The sequence below is a fragment of the Pseudanabaena minima str. Chao 2107 genome (assembly GCF_051131155.1).
GTDB classification, from domain to species: domain Bacteria; phylum Cyanobacteriota; class Cyanobacteriia; order Pseudanabaenales; family Pseudanabaenaceae; genus Pseudanabaena; species Pseudanabaena minima.
The window spans coordinates 2,305,996-2,331,415 of record NZ_CP159508.1 but is presented as its reverse complement, the minus strand read 5'-3'; the positions used below and the strand labels follow the sequence as shown (position 1 = coordinate 2,331,415).

The following is a 25,420-nucleotide window of genomic DNA, read 5'->3' as shown; positions in this document are numbered from 1 at the left end:
CCTATAGCACTACTAGCTCAGAGAAACCCTCTTGTATAAGGCTTTTGGCGCTTTTAAGCATTATGACAGCAAAGGGGACAGTTTATAGAAAAGTCTCGCTTTGCAAGACTTTTCTATGGGATTGGTTGACGCTTTAGCGCTAGCCATTGTTGCAAGATTAGGGCTGCCGCCTTGCGATCGATCATTTCCTTGTTATGTCTTGTAGAAATACCTTGAGATCGCATCATTTCTTCAGCTTCATAGGAAGTTAGACGTTCATCAACAAATTCCACTGAGATACCTAATTGTTTGGCAGCACCATTGGCAAATTTTTGAACATGTTTGGCTTGATGACCGAGGGAGCCGTCCATGTTGTAAGGCAAGCCCACCACAAGTGTGTCAATATTGCGCTCGACTATTAGTGATTGCAGGATTGCCATGTCTTCATCCCATGATTTACGAGTAATTGTGGTAATGCCATGTACTGATATACCAAGGCGATCGCATCCTGCGACACCAATGCGCTTTCTGCCGACATCTAAACCTAATGCTGCGTATTGCATAAATCACTTTTATAGCTGTCGCTAGTCATGTTAAAACAAAACCCCAAAGAGAGTTGCAGTGCGTAGCACTGCAACTCTCTTTGGGGTTTGTGGGTCGTGCAAAGCAAGACACACTATTGGTTTTGAAATGGTTGAACTTTTTGGATGAGTGTTTGAGATCGGGCAATGATTGTTGTCCAGTCATCTTCCGCGATCGCTTCTGGTGAAAATAAATGGCTAGAAATGCCCACAGCGATCGCCCCTGCGGCAAGAAATTGATCAGCATTTTGAATCGTAATCCCGCCCGTAGGAATTAACGGAATATCACGCAACACAGGCTGTAAGCATTTTAGATAATCAATTCCCCCAACTACCTTTATCGGAAAGACCTTAACTGCGGCTGCTCCAGCTTGCCAAGCTGTAACTATTTCCGTCGGAGTCAATGCTCCAGCGATTACAGGAATATTATTTTCGACACCTTTAGCAATTAGCTCAGGATTGGTATGGGGTGTAAAGAGAAAGCTACAACCACAGCCAATAGCTCTCTCTACACTATCGATATCTAGAATTGTGCCTGTCCCGATTTTGCAATCAGGTAACTCCTGCTGTAATTTGGGAATTAGGGACTCGGCGCGATCCGTATTCCAAGCAATTTCGATCAGCTTAATCCCACCTGCGGCGGCGGCAAGTGCCATTTCCCGTGCAGTCACCACATTATTAGCACGTATAACGGCGATAATACGATGCTGCTGCAACAAACTGAGCCAAGGATTCACAGGTTTTGTGCAAAAAGTTGCATTTGCGTTTAACTCCCAAAGATCATTACACAAAGCATTGTTTTTGCAAACACAAGGGTTCTGCAATTTAACAAGGAAGGGATTTTTGATGGCGCGGCAAACCCGTGCCATCAAAAATCCCTTCCTTATTTTACGGCGAAGCCCTAAATGCTATTTTAAAGTTGCAAAAGTGAGATGCGCTCTTAGGCTGTCGTGCTTCATAATATCTTTTGGATAACAAATTATAGAGAATATCTATGGCTTTGCAAGTTGGCGATCGCGCCCCAGATTTTAGCGTGGCTGATACACATGGCAATATCGTGACCCTTTCTAGCCTCAAAGGTAAGCGTGTAGTTCTATACTTCTATCCTCGTGATAACACCCCTGGATGCACTAAAGAAGCCTGTGGCTTTCGCGATAACTATGCCCAGTTTCAAGCAAAAAATACATTAATTTTTGGTGTTAGCACCGATGATGCTAAGTCACACCAAAAGTTCACTGAGAAATTTGACTTACCTTTCCCGTTGCTGTGCGATGTCGATGCTCAAGTTGCCACAGCCTACGAGAGCTATGGCAAGAAACAAATGATGGGCAAAGAATACATGGGTATTTTCCGCAATACCTTTGTGATCGATCCTGAGGGTAAAATCGAGAAAATTTATCTCGCGGTCAAAGCCGAACCCCATCCCGCCCAAGTTCTCGCAGATATCTAATTAAAGAGGAGGCGTAAATAGCCTCCTCTTTAATTGATAGCGTCAAGCGCTGTAAAAATTTCTGAGGTTGAAACATTGACTCTAAGCACAAGCAAGACTGCTAAATCAACTAAATTAACTAATTGGATAATTCGCGATCGCCAATTTATTTGGGGAAATCGCACTTACCTAATGGGTATTTTGAATGTTACACCCGATAGTTTTAGCGATGGCGGTCAATTTAACTCACGGGATGCAGCTTTAAGGCAAGTCGCACAGATGTTACCCTACATTGACATTCTTGATATTGGTGGCGAATCGACGAGACCTAATGCCCAGCCAGTTAGTGCTGAAGAAGAAAGTGATCGCATTTTGCCGATCATCGAAGCAGTTCGGGCTGAATACCCCCAATTACCCATCTCCATTGATACAGTCAAGGCAAGTGTCGCGAAATCAGCGATCGCCGCAGGAGCCGACATGTTCAACGATGTGTCCGCAGGTCGATTCGATCCTGAAATGTTGCCTCTGGCGGGAAAGCTACAAGTACCAATTTTTTTAATGCATATGCAAGGGGAACCACGCACGATGCAAGAAAATCCTAAATATCGCGATGTGGTAAAGGATGTGAAGCAATTTCTTGCCGATGCGATTTTGGTCGCCAAGGCTTGCGGCATTCCTAAGGATTTAATCGCGATCGATCTAGGGATTGGTTTTGGTAAAACCACCGAACATAATCTTGAACTTTTAAGAAATTTGCCAACCTTTCAAGAAATTGGCGCACCCTTGTTAATGGGAGTATCACGTAAAAGTTTTATTGGTAAGCTTTGCGATCGCCCCGACCCTAAAGATCGCCTATTTGGAACCATCGCTGCATGTACAGCCTGTATTGCAGGGGGTGCAGATATTCTACGAGTACATGATCCCAAAGAAATATTTGATGCTTGTCAAATCAGTGATGCCATATATCGATAAAATAGAATTTGAGAGCCTATCGATATATTGCATAATCACCATGCATAAATGCCAATATCAAAAAGTATCCGTAACAGTCCATCAGTTACAATAGCCAAACAGGATGTAGGCTTTAATACAATCCAGTAAAGTTTGTAATCATTTTTTAGAGGGCAAGACGTGCCACAGGCTAAGCATTTGCTGATTGGTTCCACCCGATCAGGCAGTGGAAAATCAGCAACAATTTTGGGATTAACATATAACTTGCAAGCTAAAGGTTACAAGATTGGCTATGGTAAGCCAATAGGTACTTTTACGACCAAAGAATTACCCGAATCAGCCGAACGCACTGAAGCTGATGTGGAATTTATTAAGCAAGCGCTAAATTTGCCGCAATCCCTTTTGCGACCCACTCTACTTAATCTCGACAGATCTGCCCTCCAATACCGTCTATCTGGTGAAGATAAAGCTGATTACAGCACTAAGTTGGATGAGTATAAAAAATTAATTGAGGGGGATCTCGTACTTTTAGAAGCCCCTGCCAACACAGCCGAAGGCGCAATATTTGGGCTTTCCCTAGAGGAAATGGCAGATCAACTCGAAGCTCCTATTTTGTTAGTCATGCGATTTGGCTCGTTGTTAGTGGTTGACCATATCTTGATGGCAAAACGACGCTTTGGCGATCGCTTATTAGGAGTGGTAATCAATGATATTCCTGATGAGCAGTATGAAACAGCGATCGAAGTTCTCCACCCCTATCTTGAAAATCAAGGTATTCCCGTATTTGCACTCATGCCTGAGAATCGCACATTGCGAAGTGTTAGCGTTTCTGAAATTATCGAGCAACTGGGTGCAAACATCCTCTGCCGTCCTGAAAATATTGATTTAGGAAAAATTATGGTTGAGGAACTCAAAATTGGGGCGATGGATGTCAACTCCGCCCAAAGCTATTTCCGCAAGTCCTACAACAAAGCTGTAATTACGGGCAGTAGCCGCATTGATCTCCAGTTTGCTGCGCTAGAAACATCGACAAATTGTCTAATTCTGACAGGTCGTCCTTTTATTAGTGATGATGTCGCCCATAAGGCTATGGAATTAGGTGTACCGATCCTCTCAGTTAGCAAAGACACCCTCAGCACGGTCAGTATTATCGAGGGCTGTCTAGGACAAGTACGACTACATGAGGGCGTGAAAGTAACCAGTATTTGCCACATGATGGGAAAACATTTCAACTTTGATCGCTTCTTAAAGTTAATGAACATCAAAGCGTTAGCTACAGCTTAAATCTAAAAAAAGAGATAGCACAGCACTATCTCTTTTTTTAAAGAAACAGGGTGTTTACATTTCTTGTAATGTTTTCCAACCAGGTAGCCATAGCGATCGCCTTTTCAGCGCCTTAGCATTTAGCCAAAACCTTACTGAGTCGTCACAAGCTGCTTTGATCTCTGCAAAAACTAAATCTCCTTCATTTTTGCGATTGACTACAACAAAATGTCGCCACCCGAAAGTTTCTTGCATCGCCGTCCATTTGGACCCTATTAGATGCGGAAATTTTTGTTTTTTAGACATATCACCTCATAAAAAATGCGGCTAGCCGCATTTTTTATGTCTAATCAATATCATCGTCATCATTGTCATCGTCGTCATCATCGATGTAACTAGGGTCATCGCCTAACATCAATTCACTTAGTTCTTCAGCTTCATCATCAAACTTTAAGCTTGACTCAGTGCCTTCTCTGGCAATTAAGCGCCCTGTGGACTCTAGCCAATCAAGAATAGAAACTTCCTGTTGTGTAGGGATGAGTGCTGCGGGTTGGTTACGACGCTGTACGCGCAAGGCGGGGTTGTTAATCATAAAAATATCAAATAAAAATCTTTAGTCCCTTTCAAGCAGTTTGCTTTGCAAACTGCTTGAAAACACTGATTGAAAATTTAGAAACCTGCGGGCAAACCTAAGCCACCAGTGAGGTCTTCCATTTTTTGCTTCATTGTGCCAGTAGAAAGCTGATAAGCATCCTTGAGGGCTGCGAGTACTAAGTCTGATAAAACTTCTGCGCCTTCATTCAAAGCTTCAGGAGCAATTTCCACACTTTGAGGTTCTTGGTTGCCGCTTAGAGTGATTTTTACCAAACCACCACCAGATTCACCAGTTAAACGCAATTCATCTAATTCTTCTTGCAGCTTTTTAGCGCCTTCTTGAATTTGCTGGGCTTTTTGGAAGGCTTCTTTCATTTTGCCTAAACCAAAGCCAAATCCTTTTCCCTCTGACATAGCAGTATCAGTTTTAATCCTAAGTTTTCTTGTACATTATGTCACTAATCGTCACGGTTCGGTAAGTACGGTCATCTAGATATCTGTCCATAGACGTGCATCAACAAATCTAGAAATATGTTTGACATTTGTAGCTGCCACAATAACCTCGTATCCTTGTTGTGCTTGTAACAATGCTTGAGCCGCTAAAATCACATCCCCATCTAATGATTTCGGATCAGCCGTTGCTTGACCACTTTGTCTTACTTCTGCCCATAGCTCCGCAGCTTGTAGCATTACACCTGTAGTAATGGGTAAATAAACAACCTCAACTTTTAACAAATCTAACTGTTGAATCCCCCTAAGTTTTTTAGCCCTTAGTAGTTCTCGCCTTAACTCATAATCAGCTATTTCGGGTATTGCTACTTCATATCCTCTTGAAGGTAATCCGACTAACCATTCTAAACAAGCTAAATTGCTAGATTGCTTTGCATTAGGATTTGTTACAGCCCCTACCCCCCCCTATCTAAGAAAACGATGGACTCATACAGACACAGGACTATAGAAAGGCGAATCTGGGTTCAGAGCATCACGCAAATAATTCCAAGTCTCAGTTTGCTCGTCTGCATCTTCTGCAAGCCATTGTTGTCTTAATCTTGCTAAGCCTTTATTCTGTTTCTGTAATATCGTTAATCGATCTTGATTATCCAATCTGGAAATTACATCCTCAAAGTATCCGTCTAGTATCTCAGCAATGTCAGAGTTATTAATTAATGGAGCAATCAATGCTTTCATTTGTCTGACAACTTTAATGACAAATTGAATAGGAATTCCTAATGCTAAATATTTACTTTCCAGAGTATGCAGATTCAATTTATCTAAAACTAGTTCATTTCTACCGATGAGAGCATAGGTAATACAACGCAAAATATTTTCGCAGTCTCGAGATATATCTGTTAGCCATAACTCTGAGCCAAGCAAGTTTTTCTTTAGGTATGCCTCGTCAGACAGAGAAACCTCTTGTATGGAAACCTCTATAGAGTCTTTTACAATACTGTTTGTATTAGTTGTAATTACTTGTGCAACATTTAAAATCTCAGAACCTTGAGCAAGTAATCCTAAGACAACTAAAGTTAAGTCTTCATTTGCGGTTTTGTCGAGCGCAATTTGAGAGATATTTAGCATAGTATTTACCCTCTAATTGGTGAAGTTGACAATAGACTATTTGAGATTACGTTAACCTGATGGTAACACAGCCTATTATTTGTTGCTGTGAACATACGCAATCTAAACCTCAAGGCTAAAGTCTTGGATTTTTTTAAATTTGTAAAAGTCCACAGTTGCACCCCATATTGCTGTTCCTGTTTCAGGATCAACCCCGCGATCGCCACTCCAAAATTCATTAGCGCTAACCTCAAAGCCTAAAACAACTTGACGAGATTCGTTTAAATATTGAAAACAACATTTAGCATCTTTAGGCATTTCGGCTTTGTAGCGACTATTGGCAAATGATACATCTAGTAAACAACCAGCGAGGGGTTCGATGTCATTAATGGTGATTTGATTAAGCCGATCACGATCGCGTCCAGCCCCAGTCCATGCCGCAGGATTTTTAAATCCCCAATATTTCACTTGAATTTTGCCGTCATTTTCCACAAATTGCAAAATGCGCTGACGATAGGGGCGATCGAGAATTAGGGCATTGGCTTGTTCGGCAAAGATAGCAATGCTGCCCAAAACTTTAAATGGGATGGGACGCTGCCACCAGACTAAATTCACAAACCAAACAGGTTGATCTAGCGATTGTTCACGATTGCTAAATTCTCCTGCCATCCATGAAGTTAGAGTTGAGAGTTCTTTAGAAATACTTGTAAGTGACATAAATAACTAATGCTAGGTGGTTGCGTATGAGATTTATTCAAGAACTAATTGGCTAGGTCAGATATAACTTTGACTAAGCTAGTTACGACTCTTGTAAGCTTATCAAAATTAATTTTGTCAAAAGTATCTTGTTCTGTATGGTAGTGGGTGTAGCGGTAAGTAGCAGTGTCTGTAACCATGATTGCGGGATATCCCTGTTGCCAAAAAGACCAATGATCTGACCAACCAATTCCAGATATCCAATCAGGTAAAGAAGCGCCTTCAGAGGGGAATTGGGCATGATTACGAAAAGAGGCGATCGCTTTTCGTACCAAATCTCCAGATTGGATATTGCCAATAAAACCAATGAAATTCCCTTGGTTTGGATAAAGTAAGCCGATAGGAAAAGGATATTTCTGGCTTTTCTCAATATCTGAAAAGTATCCCATCGTCTCTAGGCTCAACATTGCCACAATATTTTCGCCTTGCTCGTGTAATTGTTTGGCATACACTAAACTCCCCATATCCTTTGTCCAGAAATAGGGTGGTTCTTCATTCGTAAATTCCACAAACCGAATAGTTCTCTTTGTGGGTTTTGTGGCAAATATTCTAGCTAGTTCTAGTGTTGCTGCTGCTCCTGTAGCATTGTCGTTAGCACCCTGACTATTAAAAGCGGTGTCATAATGACCACCCACTACCACAATTTCTTGAGGTTGATCGGTTCCTATTTTTTCAACTTCTATGTTGTAGTACGGTTTGTCCTGAATTTTGTACTCAATTGATTTTGGCTTATAACCTGCTTTAGTAAATGCTTCTTCAAGAAAGGCTTTGGTAGCATTTAGCTTTGCATATTGTCCAGAATTTCTGGCTCCAATTTCCGAGGCGATTTTTTGAATGTCCTGTTTTAGCAAAGTTTGCAATGCGATTTCTTCAGAATTTAAAGCTGTAAATTGACCTCTATAACTTTGTGCTGGCATCGCAAACATGGTGAACCATCCCCATGCACTGAGAATTAGTAAAATCCCGAAGAATATAGCTAGACGAATTAATGCTGGTTTACTAACAATCTGGAATTTTAATCTACGTTTATTGGAGGACTGGCACATAATTTCGCGATCGCTATTTCCAAAATCTTTTATGCAAAATTGATTCAATGTCTCTTTCAAATTCCCATGCTTCAGGAAAATTTGTATCTGGATAATCCGCACTCAGATCATAGAGCGCAGATGAGTAGTTAAAGTCAAATCTTTCATCCCAATCTTATTTTAAGCTAGGGGCATCTCTAAAAATAAGCTCAATGCCACATCGATAAAAGCTGATGTCGCTTTGCCATCTCTCAAATTGATTGGGTAATGGGTAAGGGAATATATAGCCGTTTGAGCATATTTACGAGCAGATTTTTCAAATCGTCATCCAAATCTCTAAGGAAACAAAGTCTATACTTACATTGGAATGAACCTTCCTCCTATTGAGTCAAGCTGATTTCTCAAAATCAAACAGCGATCGCACCATCAACACCCACAAACCTGATCGTCTATTTCCTCAAATCAAGCAGCGATCGCCCCTCACCACCCATAAATGCGATCGCCTATTCCCTCACTGAGATCGCCATACTCTAAATGCTAAACTTTATTCTCAAGAAACGAGTTATCTAAAGTATGTATAATGAAAGTTATATATGAAATTCATATGGGATGAGGTTAAAAGGCAAAGCAATCTAAAAAAGCACGCTATCGATTTTGTGAATGCTGAAAAAGTCTTTACAGGCTCGACATTTACGTTTGAAGATAACCGTGACAACTATGGAGAACAGCGTTGGGTAACGCTTGGACTCTTAGGCATGAAAGTTGTTGTTATCGTACATACTGAAACCGAAGACGAAATCCGTATTATTTCCATGCGCGAGGCAAACAAAAATGAACAACTTCTCTTCTTCAGAAATCTCTAACGAGCGCGATGAATATTCCGAAGTAACACAAGCAGATTTAGATCGGGCAAAGTTTCGTATTGCTCTTAAACCTATGCCACGCAAGCAAAGTGTTACTATTTCCTTAGATGCTAATCTTATTGAGTATTTCAAATTGAAAGCGGGAGAAGTTGGCTATCAAAATTTGATTAATGAGATTTTACGCCAAGCGAAGGAGCAGGAAGAATCGAGAAAAGTTTTACAATAAACTATTAAATCAAGGCATGATCGCCCTTTCATCACCCAACACCCGATCGCCTATTTCCCAACATCAAACAGCGATCGCTCCTCAACACCCATAAACCCGATCGCCTATTGCCTCAAATCAAACAGCGATCACCTCTTCATCACCCAAAACCCGATCGCCTAAATCTCAAAATTAAACAGCGATCGCCCCTTACCATCCATAAAACCCGATCGCCTTTTCCCCACATCAAACAGCGATCGCCCATCACCACCCACAAAACCCGATCGCCTATTCCCAAAATCAAACAGCGATCACCCATCACCACCCATAAAATGCGATTACCCAGATCTCAACGCCAAACAGCTTCGTACAACTAAGGGTAAGGCTGCTAGCGTTGGTAATTATGATAAATGTCCTTAGATAATAAGCCAAACTAAGTGTCAGAATTACTAAGATATAAAAGGAGTTATTCTCCATTCAAGATAGCTGTCATCATCTGAACCTATTTTATCTCGTGCATCATAATATAAGCGTTGCGCTTGCCATTCTGAAAGATTAAAGCTGTTCTGAATATACTTTATTATTTCAAATCTATCTATTTCTGTGTCTGAAGAAAAAACATTAATAGAATCTTTTATAAATGTAATTACTTTAACAGTAGTCTCTAGTTCCAATCTGTCTTTCTCAACTTTTTCTTTGTAATGATCTGGAATAAGAAAATCAATATTGTATTTAAGTAAGGTCTTAAATATGTACTCATGAGCATCTGGGTCTTCAATATAATCAACCGCGTATAATCCCCAGAAATCGTGAATCATTGGATCAATAATTCCAAATATAAATTTTAAAGTTTCTTGAGTTAAGTCTTTGTCTTGTGGAGTCGTAAAGTGCTGAATTGTATTTCTTAATTTCCCAAAGCGTTGATAGATGTTATCGTTTTTAATTTTATAGCCACTTGTAGCCCATAATCTTTCTGGTAATTCGTTGTATTGGATCGTCTTACCTGATTCCAATAATGCGCGTAAGCTTAGCTTTTCCTCATTGACTTTTGTTGATTTTGGGATTTCACTAAAAATTAATAATGGATGGTGTTCCGCTATTCTAGCCTTTATAAGAATTTCAGCGGCATGGGCAGCTTGAAGGACAGCCAAATCTTCCCAATAAGTATTATCAGAACTATAAAAGAAAGTATGTTGCTGGGCATGAGCTAATGAAGCTAAGCCAAGTCGTCTAATGTGCTTGGCAATCTCAATTAAATCTTCTTGCATAACTAAAGAATATATCCACGCACAAAATGTTAATTTACTTGCAACAATCTAAAAGTCTACTGATTTTTCTTGGAACTTAAAACCATAGTAATATGAGATCAAGCTAAAATATTTTCTCAATCAAATATATTCTACTATCTTTGAAGGTAACTTTATTATTCCAAAGTTCATATAGGCTAATATCAATATCCTAATTCCAAACCAACCCATAATTACCAGCCTCAATCCTAATCTTACTCTTTCTTTCCCCAAGTATTACCTAATCTGCAACTTTAAACAACTGAATATTGCCACAATTATCACAGGCAACAGCATTACATTTAATGCGAGAATCCTTAGGAATTGATAAAAGAGAATTCTCTTGAATATAATGCCACACATTCACTCCATCAAGGATTAACGATTGGTAGTTTCCTTCACCACAGAATCGACATTGTGAACCCACTCTATTAGGATAAAAATGCTCGTTTAAGAGTCTATGGATTTTTATAGCTTCTTTTCTAAGATCTTCAACTGAGATTCGTTGTTCTGGAGAGTTAACAACCGATTTATCTAAAATTCTTTGAGTGATATAATCGAGTTGAGGGTTATTGAGCAACTTCGATAAATCATTAGAACCTTTGTAGTTTTCTCGCGCAAAGATATTATTAGTCAGCAAAAAATATAGTATTTTTCCTAAAGCATATGTATCGACAGCCTCTGTGACTAGAGAACTACGCCCGTCTTCAAGTTCAGGAGCTATATAATATCGAGACCCTACTTGCTCCATCGTTTCTGTCAAGCGATTATTTTCTTCGTCTAAAAAATAACAAATTCCAAAATCTAAAATAATTGGATTGCCATCGCTATCAAGAATTATATTATCAGGCTTTAAGTCACGATGAACTATGCCTTTTGAGTGTGCATAAGACACTGCATCACAGATTTTGATAAATATAGCCAATGCTTCAAGGGGCTGGAGAGGAGCTTGTTGTGTAAGTGTATTTCCTAAGTATTGCTTAGTCACAAAGTATGGCTTATCCTTCTTTTGTGTGATTTCATAGGAAAAATCCAGAATAGGAGCAATTTGATTATGGTTTAGTTCCATACCAGCTTTAACTTCTTGCTGAAATCGATCGGGAGCATGTCACTTTTTTTGGATAGTCTAGAAAGCCAATAAACCATTGAGATAAGCACAACGATGGGCAAGCACCTGAGGGAGATTTTCTTTGTTCCACTGAGCACCAGAGATTTTAGTGCGACGGTCAATCTGCTTTACCGCAGACTCAACTGCTCCTGAACCGATAGAACAAATCTGCTCACTCTGATAGTACTCATAATTGACAATACGGTGTCTATGTTTTCGGAGATAGGCACAGAAATTAACAGCCTGCCTGCGTTTACACTGTTCAATAAGAGTAATAGTATCATCAACATTACCTTTCCAAAGTAAAGCTCTCGCATCGTTTAAGCGACGTATTGAACCACCCACTTTTTCTAGATTCTCCATCAGATGATACCAATCGAGAATTTCACGTCGTTGCTCTTCAGTAGCTATGGGCTTAATCAAATTCCATACTCCATCATGTCCATCCCCTAAACAAGTTATTGGCGTACTCAGGGGTTGCTGGCGTACCCAATCGACTAACTGCTGATTGTCCTGAAAGCAAGCTCCAGTAGCAAACTCATGCAATCTCACTCCTTTATAGTCTAGCCATCGACTTTCTTCCCCCAGAGGTGTTCTGATGCGGATCTTACCGCCATCTGCACTCAGTTCGTTAATCTCTTGCTCTGCTTGGGGTAATTCAAAGGTTTGTCGATGGACTAAACGCTGTTGGGTCTTGGCTGGGACTCGAATTCCTGTAAACATTGTCACATCTGCTTTGGTGTGTTCATAGGAGCTATTTGCACTGACTCGCAAACAACACATTTCCAGATATGGACTCAGACGAGTATGTGCCTTAATTCCCAGTTGCTCTGCTTGTTGAGTGGTTACAGTTATTTCTCCAAGGATGCTTTTGAGCTTGCGTTCTCGTCCTTCTGTTGTTCCTGTACTTGTTGAGACAAAAAAATTCCTACTTCGGGCATCACATGCTGTTGCATCTGTTCTCGCACGGCTTGTTCGATCCCTGAAAATGTCTTTAGCGCTTCTACTTCGGTATTTGCGTAAAGTATTTTGGCGATCTCCTGCACATGTTCTTGTAATTTCTCGGCTTGTTCTGGTGTCATTCTTTTACTGAACTCTAAATTATTCTATTTTCCCTCCTTTCTCTCGCTTTTTGCAAAAGTGACATGCTCCCAAATCGATCAAGCCTTTTTATATTCTTCAATCTTTTCAGAACACAATTATCACTGAATTCACCAGTTATATCTCTCACTAGAAATACTTGTGATTGTCCACCTTCCCCAATTGGATCTGGTTCTATACGTTCCCATCTATCACCGAATCTGCTAGCTGACATCTAAATAACCAACAATTACAATTGTATTTTTATAAGTCTAACTCAAGGCTGTATTGACCGTCCATTCATTACGAACAGTCTACAGGGCAACCGCATAAAAAAGTGAATAAAATTAGGAGAAAATAACAAAAGTAAAACAGCAATGAATAACCCTATCGAAGTCAGTTTGCTAAGATACTTTGAAGGAGTAGAAGACCCAAGAGATAATCGAGGGAAAGAGCATAACTTGCTAGACATAATCGTAATCGCAATTTGTGCGGTGATAAGTGGGGGAGAAAACTGGGAAGAGCGCTATTTGGAGCATCAAAACAAGAATGGCTGGGGACATTTGTTGAACTACCGAATGGGATCCCCTGTGATAACACATTTGTCAGAGTGTTTGCGCGACTGAACCCGCAACAGATGCAAAACAACTTCATCAGTTGGGTGAAATCAGTAAGCCAAGTACTGAAAGGAGAGGTAGTAGCCATCGATGGCAAAACCTTGAGACACTCCTACGACCGAGGTGCAGACAAAGGCGCAATTCACATGGTGAGTGCATGGGCAAGCGCAAATCGGTTGATATTAGGTCAAAGCAAAGTCGATGAAAAATCCAACGAAATCACCGCCATACCAGAGTTATTAAAGCTGTTAGAAATTAAAGGCTGTATTGTCACGATTGACGCAATGGGATGTCAAAAAGAAATAGCTAGCCAAATCGTGGAACAAGGAGCCGATTATGACTTAGCACTCAAAGGTAATCAGGGAGGACTATTTGAAGATGTGCAGTGGTTATTTGAGCAAGCTATAAACACTGATTTTGTGGATGTAGACCATGACTTTTGCCAGTCCATAGATAGTCGCGATAAGTCTTCTAAGTTCAGTATGCGGGCGAAACGTAATAAGGCGGCTTGGGATCTGGCTTATCTAATTCATCTCCTTAACCTTTGACTTTTTTATGCGGTTGCCCTGACCTGTGTTAGAACAAAAACAAAACCCAAGAAGAGAAGGGATGCGCGAAGCGCATCCCTTCTCTTCTTGGGTTGATACTAGCCTGCATAGGGATGTAAAACCACAGCTTTGAGAATACGATCGCCTTTCCAAAGTGGCAACGATAGCCATAACTTACCCGCATCAATCCATTGTTGGCGCAGGTTCGCGCTACTAAGCTGCGGATCATTGGATTTGAGGCAAATAATGTTTAAAGTTGGTTCGCAGACCAGATCTAACTCTGGCGAATCCTCAATCCATTGACGCAGATGATCAGATAGATCAAGCGATCGCTCAACTAGGTAACGACAACCCGAAATTCCCATCGCCTTTAAAGCCATCCATAACTTGAGGCTATCAGTACGTCTAGTTCCCTGTAAATTGAGATTCCCGAAATTGAGTGTGCGATCATCCATATAAGGAAGTTCCCCATCAAAACCATCAATAAGATGTTGCTTATTTTTGACAATCAACATGGCACAGGTTCGCGCTACCCATAGCCACTTTTGCGGATTGAATGTCATAGAATCGGCAAGTTCACAGCCTTGGAATAAAGGTTTTAGCTTGGGTGTAAAAATACCTGCTCCACCATAGGCAGCATCGATATGAAACCAACAATCATAACGTTTAGCAATTTCTCCCACTAATTGAATCGGATCAATTGCTCCTGTTACCGTAGTACCTGCGATCGCCGCTACAAAAAAAGGTTGTTTCCCTTCTCTAATTGCTTTTTGAATAGCAGATTCTAATTCTTCTAAAATAATTTCGCCACGATAGTTTGTGGGAACTCGCACTAAGTTCTCTTTGCCAACGCCAATCACATTCATCGCCTTCTCAAAGGAAGTGTGCGCTGCATCGGACACAAAAGCTACTAAATTACTGGAATTACCTGAAGCCTTACTCTGAGGCTGTTTCCAGTTTCTCGCTAATAATAGTCCTGAAATATTGGCAAGGCTACCACCTGCGGTGAGTGTACCAAAGCAATCAGTTCCCATTCCAAAAAGATTACCAAACCATTGCATCAATTGTGCTTCCATTTCCGTAAATACAGGCGCAAGTTCATAGCTCAGCATATTGTTGTTAATCGCCGAAACTAACGCATCTGCCCAGATCGTGATCGCACTAGGCACACTATCCATATGTCCCATATAGCGAGGATTCTGGAAGTTAACAGTACGTGGCAAAATCTGCGATCGCACCTCTGCCATCAATTCTTGCAAATCTTGTCCTTGTTCAGGAATGAGAATATCAAAAGCAGACTCATCTTTGACAAAGGGCTGATTTTGAGTATCCAAAACTGAATCCACGATCAAATCGACAAAGGCGTATCCCAACTTGCGGATGTCTTCAAGATTAGAGCGATCGGGATTTAGGAAGTGAGAATCAAGAAAAAGATTTTTTTGGAAGTCGGGCATTGTCGCAGTTTTCAAAGAAGTTGTATCTAAAGACTTTTCAAAAGTGTTGCTATGCAACACTTTTGAAAAGTCTTTGGGTTTAGCTGTTGATGTAAGGAATACGTGGAATTGAAGCAATCAAAGCCTTGGTATATTCGTGCTGAGGATTGGTCAACACTTCTGCGGTACTGCCCTGCTCTACAATCTTACCGCTACGCATCACGGCAATGCGATCGCAGAAAAATTGAGCTACAGCGAGATCATGGGTAATGAAAATATAGGTAAGCTTAAATTCTTCCTTGAGATCGCGCATTAACCGCAAAACTTGGCTCTGAATTGAAGCATCAAGCATACTCACAGGCTCATCACAGATCACCAGTTTAGGGTTAGTAATCAAGGCACGAGCGATCGCGACTCTCTGCAATTGACCACCCGACAAATCAGAAGGATAGCGTTCAGCTAGTTGGGAATTAAGTCCTACTTTTTCAAGAATTGCATAGACTCTTTCACGGGCTGATTCGAGATTTGGGACAAGTTTATGGATCAATAAGGGATCGGCGACGCTGTTAAATACGGTCATGTAGGGACTGAAGCAAGCACGCGGATCTTGAAAAATCATTTGCATCTGCGATCGCATTTGGCGCAGTTGTTCACCTTTGAGCCTAGTTAGTTCGACGCTATTAAACCTTACTGAACCGCGATCGGGTTTGATCAATTGCAGGATTGCGCGTCCAGTTGTACTTTTGCCTGAGCCACTTTCGCCAATGATGCCAAAGGTTTCCCCTGATAGGATTTCCATGTCAATGCCATCAACGGCTTTAACCAAACCAATCGAAGGATCAACTAATCTTGTGAGTAAATTTCCACCTGTTACATAATGCTTTTGCAGATTGTTGACATAGAGAATTACTCTGGGTGACGATTTGGGAGAACTCTGAATTTTTTCAATTACATTCGCTTCTTCCTGATCTTGGCTCTCTTCTAAAACAGGTTCTGAGACATCTTCAACTTCTTGAATATCTAAACTAGAAGATAACACTTCGGGATGGAAATGCAGAACCGAAGCCAGTAAGCTTTGTGTATAGGGATGTTGGGGGGATCGAAAAATTTCTTCAACCGAGCCTGTCTCCACAATTACTCCGTTATACATCACGGCAATGCGATCGCAATATTCGGCAACCATACCAAGATCATGGGTGACTAATAGTAACCCCATAGAACGGCTTTTGCGAAGTTCAGTTAGTTCTTTGAGAATATCGGTGGCAACGGTTACATCCAGACTGGTGGTTGGTTCATCGGCAATCAATAAAACAGGATTTAACAGCAACGACAGGGCGATCGCTACTCTCTGACGCATCCCACCGCTAAATTCATGGGGATATTGTTTAGCTCGCGATGGATCGATGCGAACAGCTTTGAGCGCATCGTTGAGGCGTTGTTTCGCGGACTGGGCTGATAACTTAGGATAATGGGACGCTAACACCTCTAAACCATGCGCCTCGATGCTCATCAAGGGATCGAGCCTTGTCATCGGATCTTGAAATATTAAGCCGACTTTTTCGCCGCGCCATGTGCCATCTTTTTTCTCAGCGATCGCTTCGCCATCGACACAAATCGTTCCTTCGATGCTGGCATATTGGGGTAATAGCTTAATTAGCGATCGCCCTATCGTCGATTTACCACAGCCACTTTCGCCGATTAACCCTAGTGCTTCACCTGCTTGTAAGTGGAAAGTAACGCGATCGACCGCAGGTTCTGCATCGCCATAACGAATAGTCAAGTTTTCGACTTCAAGCAGCATGGTTTCTAAGGAATGAGTGTAGGCATCTCAAGCTAAAATATCACGCTTCAAGGCGTAGAAACCAATTTAAACTTTTTGATTTTGTAGCAATTGAGCTATAGCAAAAGTCTAGGGCTGGCACGGGGGCACAGCCCCTATCAAATCTAAATTATTAGGGTAGGGGCAATCCCCCCGTGGTTGCCCTGTCAAGCTAGCAGCAAGAGATTTATCATCTGAGTTCCACGTAACATCAATTAGTAAGTTACATATGCATTACACTTAGCATCACTTCCTATCTCAAATAGCATTAGGATTTAAACTATCTACTTCCCATACTAAGGGGTTATTCGCAATGTATTGTCGAAGTCGATCAAGAGATTCCTCTGTACGAATAATATGTTCGTGGTAGTTTCTTTGCCATAGTCTGCCTACAAATGTTTGCCATTTTTCCTGATTTACTCCATGACGGTATTTTGCAGTTGTATGGGATTTGAATCGATGAATAATATCACCTAATGCCATTGAGGATTCATTTTGTGATTTTAAAACAATAATGCCATGAATATGATTAGGCATCAGCACAAAAGCATCTAATTCTATATTCAAATAATGTAAGGGCATTTCATCCCAAATTGTTTGTACCATTTCTCCCGCAGGTATTGGTTTTATGTAATTGCTCAACCTATAGAAAACAATGATTTGAGAGGATTCAAAGCGATAAGAATGGACTCAAAAGCAGAAAAGCCTTGTCTTTTTCCAGTATTGACAATGGAACGAACAGCCGCAAATAAGTCACGCCCCCAATCGGAGCGAAAACCATTCGTAACTTTTCTAAAAATGACACTCCAACGTAAAGCCTGTTCGCTAGAGTTATTAGTTGGCGGGATGGTGTGGTCATCCAAAAACAGAAATAAGTTTTCTCGTAATTCTAGATATCGCTTCTGTAATCTAAGTCCATCTTCTTGAGTAGGTAACAGAGCTAAAATATTGTCGAGGTCTCGATACAATCGACATCGATATTGATAACGAGTAGAGTCAGCTAAATCCGACCATCGCCTTCGCAGCACCAAAGCTCGTAGCAGCAGCTTTTTCATCCTGCCAGAGAAAATCTGGTCTCCTGCATCAATTCCATACTGACAATCTCTGAGTTGATGGGCAAGACAAACTTGCCATTCTGTCGCTGGATTGGTCTTTTGGGCGCTAAACAAATCTGATACCCACACCTCTGGTTGATGCTCTGCCATCACTTCGGCGATGACATCTGCGCCTCTAGACGGTCGGATGATATGAAAACATACTTGTTCGTTCTGAAATACCCATTCCCATTGATTTTTACCGTTTACCCTTGCACTGGTTTCGTCACTGCATACTAGACGAGATGTTTTTAGGGCTTGGAGTATTCCTGTCACCTCCGACTCTAGTTGTCCTTTCACCCTTGTTAAGAGATTGGCGATACCTCCTTCTGATATCTCTAAGCCAAATACTTCACTCAGCATTTGCTGCATTCTTCCATAGCTTATACCGTGACTGTATCTCATCGTTGTCACTAGGGCAGCTATTCTTTCTCCAAAGGGACTTCCTACTTCAAGTCCTACGGGTAATGCTGCGATTTGTTCCTGTCCACAATGCTCACACTTGCATCCATACCTTTCGATTCTGGTAACGATGGGCTTGATTGGTGGTATATCGATCTTGTCGTATCGTTCCAGTAATACCTGCATTGATTCAGCGATCTCTTTCCCACATTCTGCACAACTTTTTACAGTTGCTTTGAGCGTTTGGTCTGGATTTTCACTCAGTTGACGACCTCCTCCATCTCTTCCTATACTTCCTGCTCGTTTGCCTTCTGTTTCTTCTGGATTATTGATTTCCGCTTTAAATCCTTTGGCTGGTGGCAAACTTGAGTTCTTTGAAGTCTTCTTTGGTTTCTTTTCTAACTGCTTCTGTAGTTTTTGTAGTTCTTCCCATAACTTAACTATCAAGGCTTCTTTTGCCTCGTCTGTTAGTTCTTTTAGGTTGGGTAGTTCTTTCATTTCTTTAATTTATCAGCTTTTGCCCCTTTGTCAATTTTCCTACGTTGAGCTATTACGGTTTTATTATTCCATTTTCTATTTCCCCTAGCAATGGTTGTCTTTGATTGACGCAAATAGTGACAAAATATGCGCCTGCTTGTGAATAGTCATATCCTTGGAGTCGAATGGAACGGCGATGATGAATGTCGGGATTGTAGGACATATCATATTTTCAGGATGTTTGTTTTGTTGGGAAACAAGGTATAAATTGTCCCATAATGCGACAGGGAAGGGCAACCACGAGGGATGGCGACAAAAATAATTGTCCTGTAGGGGCGATGCCCCCGTGCTCGCCCTTGTTATTCTGTTGGGACAATTCTCAAATACGGAATAGTTTTTAATGTTTTGGGGAATATCTCAATATTAGGATTTTCTGCTATCTGCGGAGAAGGGCGAGCACGGGGGCATCGCCCCTACACCTAATATGGAAACAAATATATAAAGGAATGGAATGATCAATCGCAATTTCCCTGTAGGGGCGATGCCCCCGTGCTCGCCCTCTGGCGCTAAAAGAGGATATAATAAAGAGTGAAAAGAAAAAAGAGAAATAGTGTAAAGAATTAAGTCCTCACGCCCAAAAACAAGAAGAGAAAAACTCAAACAACAACTCGAAAACCGATATTGTTGAGGCGTTTGACTGCATTGAACCCAAAGCGAAGCGCTGAACGACAATAGAAAACGTAGGTGCACCAAGAACCACCACGCAGGGAGCGTACATCTTGATCGCCATCTTTTAACCAAGCCATTCCATCTGTTGGCGCACCATTATAATTTTCATGCCTTACATCTTCGCACCATTCCCAGACATTGCCATGCATATCATGCAATCCCCAAGAATTTGCTAACTTCTCTCCCACTGGATGAGTTTTACTTTCAGAGTTCTCACGATACCATGCATAGTTCTTTAATTGACTAACATCATCACCAAAACAATATTTTCCCGTACTTCCAGCCCGACAAGCATATTCCCATTGGGCTTCGCTAGGCAGTTTGATTGTTTGCCCAACTATTCCCGATAGCTTCTTACAAAAGGCAATAGCCTCATTCCATGACACCTGTTCAACAGGAAGATTTTCATTGTCTTGGGAATGGGAAGGATTATTTCCCATCACTGCCAGATATTGCTTCTGCGTAATCGGATATTTGCCCATTTTAAAAGCTTTCAAGGTAACTTTGTGAATTGGCTTTTCATCATCATAATCATCACTCCCCATTAAGAAACTTCCCGCAGGAATATCCACTAATTCCAATTTCACACCATTTGGCAAATCCCAAACTAGATCGTTAGATTCTTTTTGGGTTTTCTCAACCTCTGTAGGTGTTACGACTATGGGGCTAGCGACTACTAATCCACATCTACGATCAATATCCGCAACATCTTCATCGCGCAATCGCAAATGATCCTTCTGATAGTCGCGCAAATCCTTTAGCTCTTGAGTCGTTGGGGGATTCCGTTCTGCCAACATCTCCTTTAGTAACTCCTCATATTCTTCTAACTTCCGAGCCTTAGCCAATATCGGCTTTAAAACATCTGACTTAATCCCTTCAGCATCCTCTGCCGACAATTCCAATCTAATTCGCAAAGCCTCTAACATTTTCCTAGCAGGAAGCGACCACTTCCCATCCACGATCCGACCCTCTAACTCACGCCGATAGACCAATCGCGGATCGTCCTTCGCTTGAGCAACCTTGGCAATATAAATCTTGCCACCCTGCTCCACAGGATAAAACGCAGGAGTCATGTTCGGCGACTCTTGTGACACTTTTAGTGCTGCATATTCATGTAACTCATCAATGGAGATATTCCTATCTCCATCCCGATCCGCCGCCCCCGTCTCAATCCCCTCCACCAAATAGCGCGTATAGATCGACATTTCCCCATCAGGCTGAAACGAAAACTGGGTTGAACTCGAAGAAGTCAAAATCGCTCGTCCTTTACCACCCAGTTGATTTTTGAGGTTCACCGAACCATCATCCATCACCGTCATGCCCTGAGCAAACGCACCACTAAAGCAACAGTTAAAAATCAATACCTGATGCTGTGACTTGCTATCATTCATCGCATCTTGCAAATAATTTGCCGCCACAGTCGTGGGCTTAACGATCTTATTTCCCTCCTTACGAGTGCTAGGCGTACCCAAAAATAGCTTGTTCGCCTCATCAACGATCCCATGACCCGAAAAATAAAACAGTACTAGATCGTCTTTTTGGCGATCGCGCGCATTAAACAAATTGTAAATCGCATCCTCGATCGCCTGTCGCGAAGCATTTTTTAAAACAACAACATCATCCGAGTCAAACTCACCATTGGCAATCAGCACACGCTGCATCGCATCCACATCCAGCAATGAGCCATGCAAAGGTGAAAGTTTTTCACATTGAGGATATTCACTTGTGCCAACCAACAAAGCCAAACGTTTCATGCAGACTTAATTTCCTTCCTGACCTTGATTTGCCCACTGTGCAATCTGTTCGTTAGCTTTTTGGAGTGCATATTCAAATTCTACTTGACTACTACCCTCGATCGCGATTTTCTTGCCATAAGCCTCAACCGACATCTTCAAGGTTTTGCCAACGATCCGATCCTTGAGAAAACCGCCCAATTTCTTCAAATTATCTGCACTAACCTCTGCTGTTAGCAATCCCACCACAAATCCACCCAAAGCCATCGCACCGTCAGGAACATCAGTTACCGCAACGAGATCCGCTTCTTCGACACCATCAACCGCCCTAACCTGTTTCAGCAAATTACGCGCCGCCGCTTGTAAGTCCTCAGCATCCAGTGAGGGATCTACTAATTCCAAGTTAACGCAAATATTGGCATCCATAAAATTTATTGATTTTCTAACAATTTAATGAAATCCAGCTTACCAGAAAAATATTAACTGATGTTACGTGGAACTCAGATGATAAATCTCTTGCTACTAGCCAAGAAGGGCAACCACGGGGGGATTGCCCCTACACAAATAATTTAAATCCTGTAGGGGCTGTGCCCCCGTGCCAGCTCTAGATTTTTGCCTAAGCAGGAATTCTTTCCACGAAACATCAAGTATTAAGTTGTCAGTTATCTATTGTGAAGTAGTTGAGATATCCAGATAGCGACGAATTGGAGTCATATCTAGATGTGTTTCGATTAAATCTGCCATGTTGTAATAAAGATTCTGCTGATGTTCTTGCCAAGACTGGGAAGAAGTTTGATGCTCAGAAATGTTCGCTAATTGAGTTAAAGCTTTGCGGACATTGGCGGACTCAAATAGACCGTGTAAATAACTACCCCAGACCCGATCGCATTGCATTCCTTCGTCACGAAACTCGCGATCGCCTTGCACTTGCAGTAAAGGTTGGATTTGCGAAGATTCACTTCCGTCAATTAATTTGGTCACTCCCATATGAATCTCGTAGGTCATCCATTTATCGATAGATTGCGACCTTTGCCAAATCGCCTGCACCTGACGTACTTGTTTGGTTGCCATAAATTCGGTGCTAATTGGTAGTAGCCCCAGTCCTGCTACTTCACCTTGAGAACCAGCGATACCTTCGCGATCGCACAGATATTTCCCTAACATTTGATAACCACCACAGATGCCAGCGATCGGCACACCGCGCTGATGAGCTGCGAGAATTGCATCGGCTAATCCCGTAGTTCGTAGCCATTGCAGATCGCTAAGAGTATTTTTACTACCTGGGAGAATAATTATCTTCGCATTGTCCAAATCGGCAACTGTCTGCACCCAAACGGTTTCTATTCCTAAATCTAATTGCCAAGGCTGACTATCTTGGGAATTGGACAAATGGGGAAATCTAATCCAAGCAATCTTTGCCCCTTGCCCTTTAGCTTCTGCTTCACTGCATAGGCTATCTTCGCTCTCAGGTTGCAATTCTGAAGCATAGGGAAGAACTCCTAAATAGGGAAGATTTGGCATATATTGATGGAAGTGCTTTTCGGCATCACTAAACAACCTCAAATCCCCACGAAATTTGTTGACAATAAAGCCTAATCCTAAATCCTTTGCAGGTTCGGGTAGAAGCTGATTTGTACCAATTATCTGAGCAAATACACCTCCCTTCTCAATATCACCAACAAGAATCCAACGTCCTTGCAAATGAATGATTGGGCGTAAATTCACCAGATCACGATGCATGAGATTTAGTTCTACAGGGCTGCCTGCACCTTCTAGCAGCAAAACATCACAGCGATCGCGCCAAAACTCAAGGGTGTCCCGTACAGTTTCCCAGAGCGTTTCGATATGTTGATAGTAATCAATTGCCGCAATATGTTGCCGCGCTTCACCTAATAAAACTAATTGCGAAGTTCCATTTCCCGAAGGCTTTAACAGAATTGGATTCATTTCTACGATTGGACGCATCCCACAGGCGATCGCTTGCACTGCTTGCGCCCGTCCTATTTCCCCACCCTCCAAGGTCACATAGGAGTTATTTGACATATTTTGGGCTTTAAATGGTGCAACTTTGACACCATTACGCCTTAGCCATGCTCCTAAAGCTGTGACCATCCAGCTTTTTCCAGCATTAGATGAAGTTCCTAAAACAGAGATGGCTTTCATAAATATCAAGCGAAGGTAATTTTTTTTATTAGCAAGAGTGCGCCCTGTAGGGGTGCACTCTTGCTAATCTATTTATACCAATTCCCAAAAGTGTGACTACACTTTCGGGAATTAAAAACTAAACCCAGTAAGGGTTTTAAAATCACAAAATGGCTACGCCATTTTGTGATTTGGTATTAAGCTTTATGCTGTAAAAACCCAACTAGACTTTGCAAAAAAGTATTACTAATTGGTGTTCGCTCTGGAGCATTGCTGACCTGTCCATTATTAGTATCCCCAGCGATCGCAATGGTATTATCCGTATTATTAGAGTTACTAGACATTCCCATATCAATATCAGGAACTTCCTCTACCAGTCCAACTACAATCAACCGAAATGCTATTTGTTGCGCCTTGGTGATCGATAAACTAAGTTGTTCCGCCATTTTTTTGATGCTTGTGTAACCATCCGCCAGTGACAATACTTGCGTCTCATTATTATCCAAACGTAAAGGAGATTGACCAGAAATAATATTGAATAAAGTCGAATTTGCTTCAGGTAACTTACTTTCTAAGATTTTCCAATCCTTAAGACTGCGTAATCCCATTAACGTTGTCTCGGTGGCAGGCAAGCTCAAGCCTGTCATTTCCGCTTTAGGCAAGTTTGCATTAGCATCAAAACGAAATAACCCTGTCTCCACCTGAAAGAGCGCACAAACCTGTCGAAGTACTTGAACACTAAATAATAGTTTGAGTTGATCTGGCTGCAATATACCCAAGGATTTTAGATTGAGTCCTAAAAGCGCCTCCTCTTTGATCAAGCGCTCTAGTTCTAATCTTTGGTTGTCATTCAGCCAACCTCTTTGTTCAATCAATCGTACTAGTCCACGATTATCTAAGCGATCGCCTGCTGCGACAACCCTTCCATTTTGTAGCCAAATATGTCGTAAAAACGGCTTTCCCGTCTGTACATTTTGGGGATCTCTAATTGTTAAGATTCCAGTTTTTTGTCCTTGATCTAAAAACTGGAATATCTCTGGAAGAGAAAACTCGGATAAAGAGCCTGTAATTGCCATAACTGTAACTTAGAGAGTAAATGCTTAGATCTGTATCTATATTAAGATTTGGATTAACTTGTTTTTGGCCGTTATGTAGCTAGAATAAACGATCACATCAAGCAGCAGACCTTTGAATATAGTATTGCACCAAAGCAACGATCGCCTGAATAACTGTATCGCGCTCCTCAGCATTTAAAACGATGACTGGGGGTTGATTTTTCTCATCGACAAAACCCAACGCCAGCTTGATATTTTCACTTGACCATGCACCTTCACAGTCCATATGAGTAATTCCAATGATGTAAGGAATCTGCACCCGTCGATTCATATAACTGAGAATGCGCCTTGCATAACGAAACTCATGGGGACGATGGGCTGCAACTAGGAGAATGAAAGCATGGGCTTTGCGAATCAAAATATCCCACATAAAGTCAAAGCGCTGTTGTCCGGGAGTTCCGTAAATATGTAAAGCCATCTCAGGTCCAAAGGTCAATCTACCAAAGTCCATCGCGACCGTAGTTTTATGTTTTATTTCTGCTGTTTCATCTGTGGCGCAGCGATCGGTATCAACAACATCGATTTCACTTACTGTCCGAATAAAAGTTGACTTCCCCGCCCCAACAGTTCCAGCTACAACCAAACGCATAATTTCCATAAATTTTTTTATTCTTTGCCTATAGCTATCTAATCA

At 41.5% G+C, this 25,420-nt stretch carries 28 protein-coding genes and 2 pseudogenes; 8 read left to right on the top strand and 22 right to left on the bottom strand.

Annotated elements, in window-relative coordinates; translation table 11 throughout:
• Nucleotides 1-113: 113 nt before the first annotated feature.
• Nucleotides 114-542 carry a Holliday junction resolvase RuvX gene (ruvX, locus tag ABM313_RS10525; RefSeq protein WP_434687808.1) on the bottom strand — a complete coding sequence of 143 codons (429 nt, stop codon included), beginning with the start codon at nucleotides 540-542 and terminating at the stop codon, nucleotides 114-116.
• 113 nt (nucleotides 543-655) lie between these two features.
• On the bottom strand, nucleotides 656-1,297 hold the full coding sequence (locus tag ABM313_RS10520) for a bifunctional 4-hydroxy-2-oxoglutarate aldolase/2-dehydro-3-deoxy-phosphogluconate aldolase (protein WP_434687806.1): 642 nt from the start codon (nucleotides 1,295-1,297) through the stop codon (nucleotides 656-658).
• Nucleotides 1,298-1,554: 257 nt separating this feature from the next.
• On the opposite strand from ABM313_RS10520, the gene bcp reads away from it, so the two are divergent.
• The 3 genes from bcp (at nucleotide 1,555) to ABM313_RS10505 (ending at nucleotide 4,224) form a co-directional block, all read left to right on the top strand.
• Nucleotides 1,555-2,010, top strand: coding sequence for a thioredoxin-dependent thiol peroxidase (gene bcp / locus ABM313_RS10515; RefSeq protein ID WP_434687804.1), 456 nt, complete (start codon nucleotides 1,555-1,557; stop codon nucleotides 2,008-2,010).
• Nucleotides 2,011-2,085: 75 nt separating this feature from the next.
• The gene (gene folP / locus ABM313_RS10510) at nucleotides 2,086-2,961 is read left to right on the top strand and encodes a dihydropteroate synthase (protein ID WP_434687803.1); all 876 of its coding nucleotides are present in this window, start codon (nucleotides 2,086-2,088) and stop codon (nucleotides 2,959-2,961) included.
• A gap of 159 nt (nucleotides 2,962-3,120) precedes the next feature.
• Nucleotides 3,121-4,224: a phosphotransacetylase family protein gene (locus tag ABM313_RS10505; protein WP_434687801.1), complete on the top strand. Its 1,104-nt coding sequence runs from the start codon at nucleotides 3,121-3,123 to the stop codon at nucleotides 4,222-4,224.
• 54 nt (nucleotides 4,225-4,278) lie between these two features.
• Here ABM313_RS10505 and ABM313_RS10500 read toward each other — a convergent pair whose 3' ends face one another.
• From ABM313_RS10500 to ABM313_RS10470, 7 genes are all read right to left on the bottom strand, one after another.
• A complete protein-coding gene (locus tag ABM313_RS10500; RefSeq protein WP_434687799.1) occupies nucleotides 4,279-4,509 on the bottom strand; it encodes a TIGR02450 family Trp-rich protein in 231 nt (76 codons plus the stop codon).
• Nucleotides 4,510-4,549: 40 nt separating this feature from the next.
• Nucleotides 4,550-4,795 (bottom strand): DUF3134 domain-containing protein, encoded by a 246-nt coding sequence (locus ABM313_RS10495; protein WP_094532883.1) that lies wholly within the window; start codon nucleotides 4,793-4,795, stop codon nucleotides 4,550-4,552.
• A 77-nt stretch (nucleotides 4,796-4,872) separates the two neighbouring features.
• Entirely contained in the window at nucleotides 4,873-5,211 is a 339-nt protein-coding gene (locus ABM313_RS10490) for a YbaB/EbfC family nucleoid-associated protein (protein ID WP_281008048.1), read from the bottom strand.
• A gap of 75 nt (nucleotides 5,212-5,286) precedes the next feature.
• On the bottom strand, nucleotides 5,287-5,532 hold the full coding sequence (locus ABM313_RS10485; protein WP_434687796.1) for a hypothetical protein: 246 nt from the start codon (nucleotides 5,530-5,532) through the stop codon (nucleotides 5,287-5,289).
• Between the two features lie 201 nt (nucleotides 5,533-5,733).
• Nucleotides 5,734-6,375, bottom strand: coding sequence for a hypothetical protein (locus tag ABM313_RS10480; protein WP_434687794.1), 642 nt, complete (start codon nucleotides 6,373-6,375; stop codon nucleotides 5,734-5,736).
• Nucleotides 6,376-6,477: 102 nt separating this feature from the next.
• Nucleotides 6,478-7,071 carry a chromophore lyase CpcT/CpeT gene (locus ABM313_RS10475; protein ID WP_434687792.1) on the bottom strand — a complete coding sequence of 198 codons (594 nt, stop codon included), beginning with the start codon at nucleotides 7,069-7,071 and terminating at the stop codon, nucleotides 6,478-6,480.
• A gap of 44 nt (nucleotides 7,072-7,115) precedes the next feature.
• Nucleotides 7,116-8,156, bottom strand: coding sequence for a M28 family peptidase (locus ABM313_RS10470; RefSeq protein ID WP_434687790.1), 1,041 nt, complete (start codon nucleotides 8,154-8,156; stop codon nucleotides 7,116-7,118).
• A 362-nt stretch (nucleotides 8,157-8,518) separates the two neighbouring features.
• On the opposite strand from ABM313_RS10470, the gene ABM313_RS10465 reads away from it, so the two are divergent.
• The 4 genes from ABM313_RS10465 (at nucleotide 8,519) to ABM313_RS10450 (ending at nucleotide 9,580) form a co-directional block, all read left to right on the top strand.
• The gene (locus tag ABM313_RS10465; protein ID WP_434687789.1) at nucleotides 8,519-8,653 is read left to right on the top strand and encodes a hypothetical protein; all 135 of its coding nucleotides are present in this window, start codon (nucleotides 8,519-8,521) and stop codon (nucleotides 8,651-8,653) included.
• A gap of 75 nt (nucleotides 8,654-8,728) precedes the next feature.
• Nucleotides 8,729-8,998, top strand: coding sequence for a BrnT family toxin (locus ABM313_RS10460; RefSeq protein WP_434687787.1), 270 nt, complete (start codon nucleotides 8,729-8,731; stop codon nucleotides 8,996-8,998).
• A complete protein-coding gene (locus tag ABM313_RS10455; RefSeq protein WP_434687786.1) occupies nucleotides 8,967-9,224 on the top strand; it encodes a BrnA antitoxin family protein in 258 nt (85 codons plus the stop codon). The genes ABM313_RS10460 and ABM313_RS10455 overlap by 32 nt, the downstream gene beginning before the upstream one ends.
• A gap of 107 nt (nucleotides 9,225-9,331) precedes the next feature.
• Entirely contained in the window at nucleotides 9,332-9,580 is a 249-nt protein-coding gene (locus tag ABM313_RS10450) for a hypothetical protein (protein ID WP_434687784.1), read from the top strand.
• 72 nt (nucleotides 9,581-9,652) lie between these two features.
• Here ABM313_RS10450 and ABM313_RS10445 read toward each other — a convergent pair whose 3' ends face one another.
• The 3 genes from ABM313_RS10445 to ABM313_RS10435 all read right to left on the bottom strand — a co-directional run bounded on the left by ABM313_RS10445 (nucleotide 9,653) and on the right by ABM313_RS10435 (nucleotide 12,587).
• Nucleotides 9,653-10,471 (bottom strand): hypothetical protein, encoded by an 819-nt coding sequence (locus tag ABM313_RS10445; RefSeq protein ID WP_434687782.1) that lies wholly within the window; start codon nucleotides 10,469-10,471, stop codon nucleotides 9,653-9,655.
• A gap of 259 nt (nucleotides 10,472-10,730) precedes the next feature.
• Nucleotides 10,731-11,558 (bottom strand): serine/threonine-protein kinase, encoded by an 828-nt coding sequence (locus ABM313_RS10440; protein ID WP_434687780.1) that lies wholly within the window; start codon nucleotides 11,556-11,558, stop codon nucleotides 10,731-10,733.
• Nucleotides 11,559-11,615: 57 nt separating this feature from the next.
• Nucleotides 11,616-12,587, bottom strand: coding sequence for an ISKra4 family transposase (locus tag ABM313_RS10435; protein ID WP_434688439.1), 972 nt, complete (start codon nucleotides 12,585-12,587; stop codon nucleotides 11,616-11,618).
• A 467-nt stretch (nucleotides 12,588-13,054) separates the two neighbouring features.
• On the opposite strand from ABM313_RS10435, the pseudogene ABM313_RS10430 reads away from it, so the two are divergent.
• Nucleotides 13,055-13,842: pseudogene (locus ABM313_RS10430) on the top strand (ISAs1 family transposase).
• A gap of 98 nt (nucleotides 13,843-13,940) precedes the next feature.
• Here the strand turns inward: ABM313_RS10430 and ABM313_RS10425 are convergent.
• The 10 genes and pseudogenes from ABM313_RS10425 to ABM313_RS10380 all read right to left on the bottom strand — a co-directional run bounded on the left by ABM313_RS10425 (nucleotide 13,941) and on the right by ABM313_RS10380 (nucleotide 25,384).
• Nucleotides 13,941-15,296, bottom strand: coding sequence for a pyridoxal phosphate-dependent decarboxylase family protein (locus ABM313_RS10425; RefSeq protein ID WP_434687779.1), 1,356 nt, complete (start codon nucleotides 15,294-15,296; stop codon nucleotides 13,941-13,943).
• Between the two features lie 79 nt (nucleotides 15,297-15,375).
• Complete coding sequence (locus ABM313_RS10420) at nucleotides 15,376-17,076, bottom strand: dipeptide ABC transporter ATP-binding protein (protein ID WP_434687777.1); 1,701 nt, start codon at nucleotides 17,074-17,076, stop codon at nucleotides 15,376-15,378.
• Nucleotides 17,077-17,352: 276 nt separating this feature from the next.
• A complete protein-coding gene (locus ABM313_RS10415; protein ID WP_434687775.1) occupies nucleotides 17,353-17,736 on the bottom strand; it encodes a transposase in 384 nt (127 codons plus the stop codon).
• Nucleotides 17,733-19,088 carry an IS66 family transposase gene (gene tnpC / locus ABM313_RS10410; RefSeq protein ID WP_434683540.1) on the bottom strand — a complete coding sequence of 452 codons (1,356 nt, stop codon included), beginning with the start codon at nucleotides 19,086-19,088 and terminating at the stop codon, nucleotides 17,733-17,735. Before tnpC ends, ABM313_RS10415 begins: the two co-directional genes overlap by 4 nt.
• Before the next feature lie 58 nt (nucleotides 19,089-19,146).
• A pseudogene (locus ABM313_RS10405) lies at nucleotides 19,147-19,290 on the bottom strand (transposase); the annotation flags it as partial.
• Nucleotides 19,291-19,723: 433 nt separating this feature from the next.
• Nucleotides 19,724-21,550, bottom strand: coding sequence for a caspase, EACC1-associated type (locus ABM313_RS10400; RefSeq protein ID WP_434687774.1), 1,827 nt, complete (start codon nucleotides 21,548-21,550; stop codon nucleotides 19,724-19,726).
• Nucleotides 21,551-21,556: 6 nt separating this feature from the next.
• Nucleotides 21,557-21,955: a sugar ABC transporter permease gene (locus ABM313_RS10395; protein WP_434687773.1), complete on the bottom strand. Its 399-nt coding sequence runs from the start codon at nucleotides 21,953-21,955 to the stop codon at nucleotides 21,557-21,559.
• 240 nt (nucleotides 21,956-22,195) lie between these two features.
• Nucleotides 22,196-23,692 carry a cobyric acid synthase gene (locus tag ABM313_RS10390; protein WP_434687772.1) on the bottom strand — a complete coding sequence of 499 codons (1,497 nt, stop codon included), beginning with the start codon at nucleotides 23,690-23,692 and terminating at the stop codon, nucleotides 22,196-22,198.
• Nucleotides 23,693-23,868: 176 nt separating this feature from the next.
• A complete protein-coding gene (locus ABM313_RS10385) occupies nucleotides 23,869-24,747 on the bottom strand; it encodes a DUF4388 domain-containing protein (RefSeq protein WP_434687771.1) in 879 nt (292 codons plus the stop codon).
• A 97-nt stretch (nucleotides 24,748-24,844) separates the two neighbouring features.
• On the bottom strand, nucleotides 24,845-25,384 hold the full coding sequence (locus ABM313_RS10380; RefSeq protein ID WP_281009122.1) for a GTP-binding protein: 540 nt from the start codon (nucleotides 25,382-25,384) through the stop codon (nucleotides 24,845-24,847).
• Between the last annotated feature and the right edge of the window lie 36 nt (nucleotides 25,385-25,420).

Bases quoted from the DNA above. Each gene is read 5' to 3' on its own strand.
- ABM313_RS10470 (WP_434687790.1), bottom strand. From the start codon at position 8,156: ATGTGCCAGTCCTCCAATAAACGTAGATTAAAATTCCAGATTGTTAGT.
- bcp (WP_434687804.1), top strand. From the start codon at position 1,555: ATGGCTTTGCAAGTTGGCGATCGCGCCCCAGATTTTAGCGTGGCTGAT.
- ABM313_RS10400 (WP_434687774.1), bottom strand. From the start codon at position 21,550: ATGAAACGTTTGGCTTTGTTGGTTGGCACAAGTGAATATCCTCAATGT.
- tnpC (WP_434683540.1), bottom strand. From the start codon at position 19,088: ATGAAAGAACTACCCAACCTAAAAGAACTAACAGACGAGGCAAAAGAA.
- ABM313_RS10425 (WP_434687779.1), bottom strand. From the start codon at position 15,296: ATGCCCGACTTCCAAAAAAATCTTTTTCTTGATTCTCACTTCCTAAAT.
- ABM313_RS10480 (WP_434687794.1), bottom strand. From the start codon at position 6,375: ATGCTAAATATCTCTCAAATTGCGCTCGACAAAACCGCAAATGAAGAC.
- ABM313_RS10420 (WP_434687777.1), bottom strand. From the start codon at position 17,076: ATGCTGCTTGAAGTCGAAAACTTGACTATTCGTTATGGCGATGCAGAA.
- ABM313_RS10460 (WP_434687787.1), top strand. From the start codon at position 8,729: ATGAAATTCATATGGGATGAGGTTAAAAGGCAAAGCAATCTAAAAAAG.
- ABM313_RS10495 (WP_094532883.1), bottom strand. From the start codon at position 4,795: ATGATTAACAACCCCGCCTTGCGCGTACAGCGTCGTAACCAACCCGCA.
- ABM313_RS10500 (WP_434687799.1), bottom strand. From the start codon at position 4,509: ATGTCTAAAAAACAAAAATTTCCGCATCTAATAGGGTCCAAATGGACG.
- ABM313_RS10395 (WP_434687773.1), bottom strand. From the start codon at position 21,955: ATGGATGCCAATATTTGCGTTAACTTGGAATTAGTAGATCCCTCACTG.
- ABM313_RS10445 (WP_434687782.1), bottom strand. From the start codon at position 10,471: ATGCAAGAAGATTTAATTGAGATTGCCAAGCACATTAGACGACTTGGC.
- ABM313_RS10455 (WP_434687786.1), top strand. From the start codon at position 8,967: ATGAACAACTTCTCTTCTTCAGAAATCTCTAACGAGCGCGATGAATAT.
- ABM313_RS10440 (WP_434687780.1), bottom strand. From the start codon at position 11,558: ATGGAACTAAACCATAATCAAATTGCTCCTATTCTGGATTTTTCCTAT.
- ABM313_RS10490 (WP_281008048.1), bottom strand. From the start codon at position 5,211: ATGTCAGAGGGAAAAGGATTTGGCTTTGGTTTAGGCAAAATGAAAGAA.
- ABM313_RS10475 (WP_434687792.1), bottom strand. From the start codon at position 7,071: ATGTCACTTACAAGTATTTCTAAAGAACTCTCAACTCTAACTTCATGG.
- ruvX (WP_434687808.1), bottom strand. From the start codon at position 542: ATGCAATACGCAGCATTAGGTTTAGATGTCGGCAGAAAGCGCATTGGT.
- ABM313_RS10390 (WP_434687772.1), bottom strand. From the start codon at position 23,692: ATGAAAGCCATCTCTGTTTTAGGAACTTCATCTAATGCTGGAAAAAGC.
- ABM313_RS10385 (WP_434687771.1), bottom strand. From the start codon at position 24,747: ATGGCAATTACAGGCTCTTTATCCGAGTTTTCTCTTCCAGAGATATTC.
- ABM313_RS10380 (WP_281009122.1), bottom strand. From the start codon at position 25,384: ATGGAAATTATGCGTTTGGTTGTAGCTGGAACTGTTGGGGCGGGGAAG.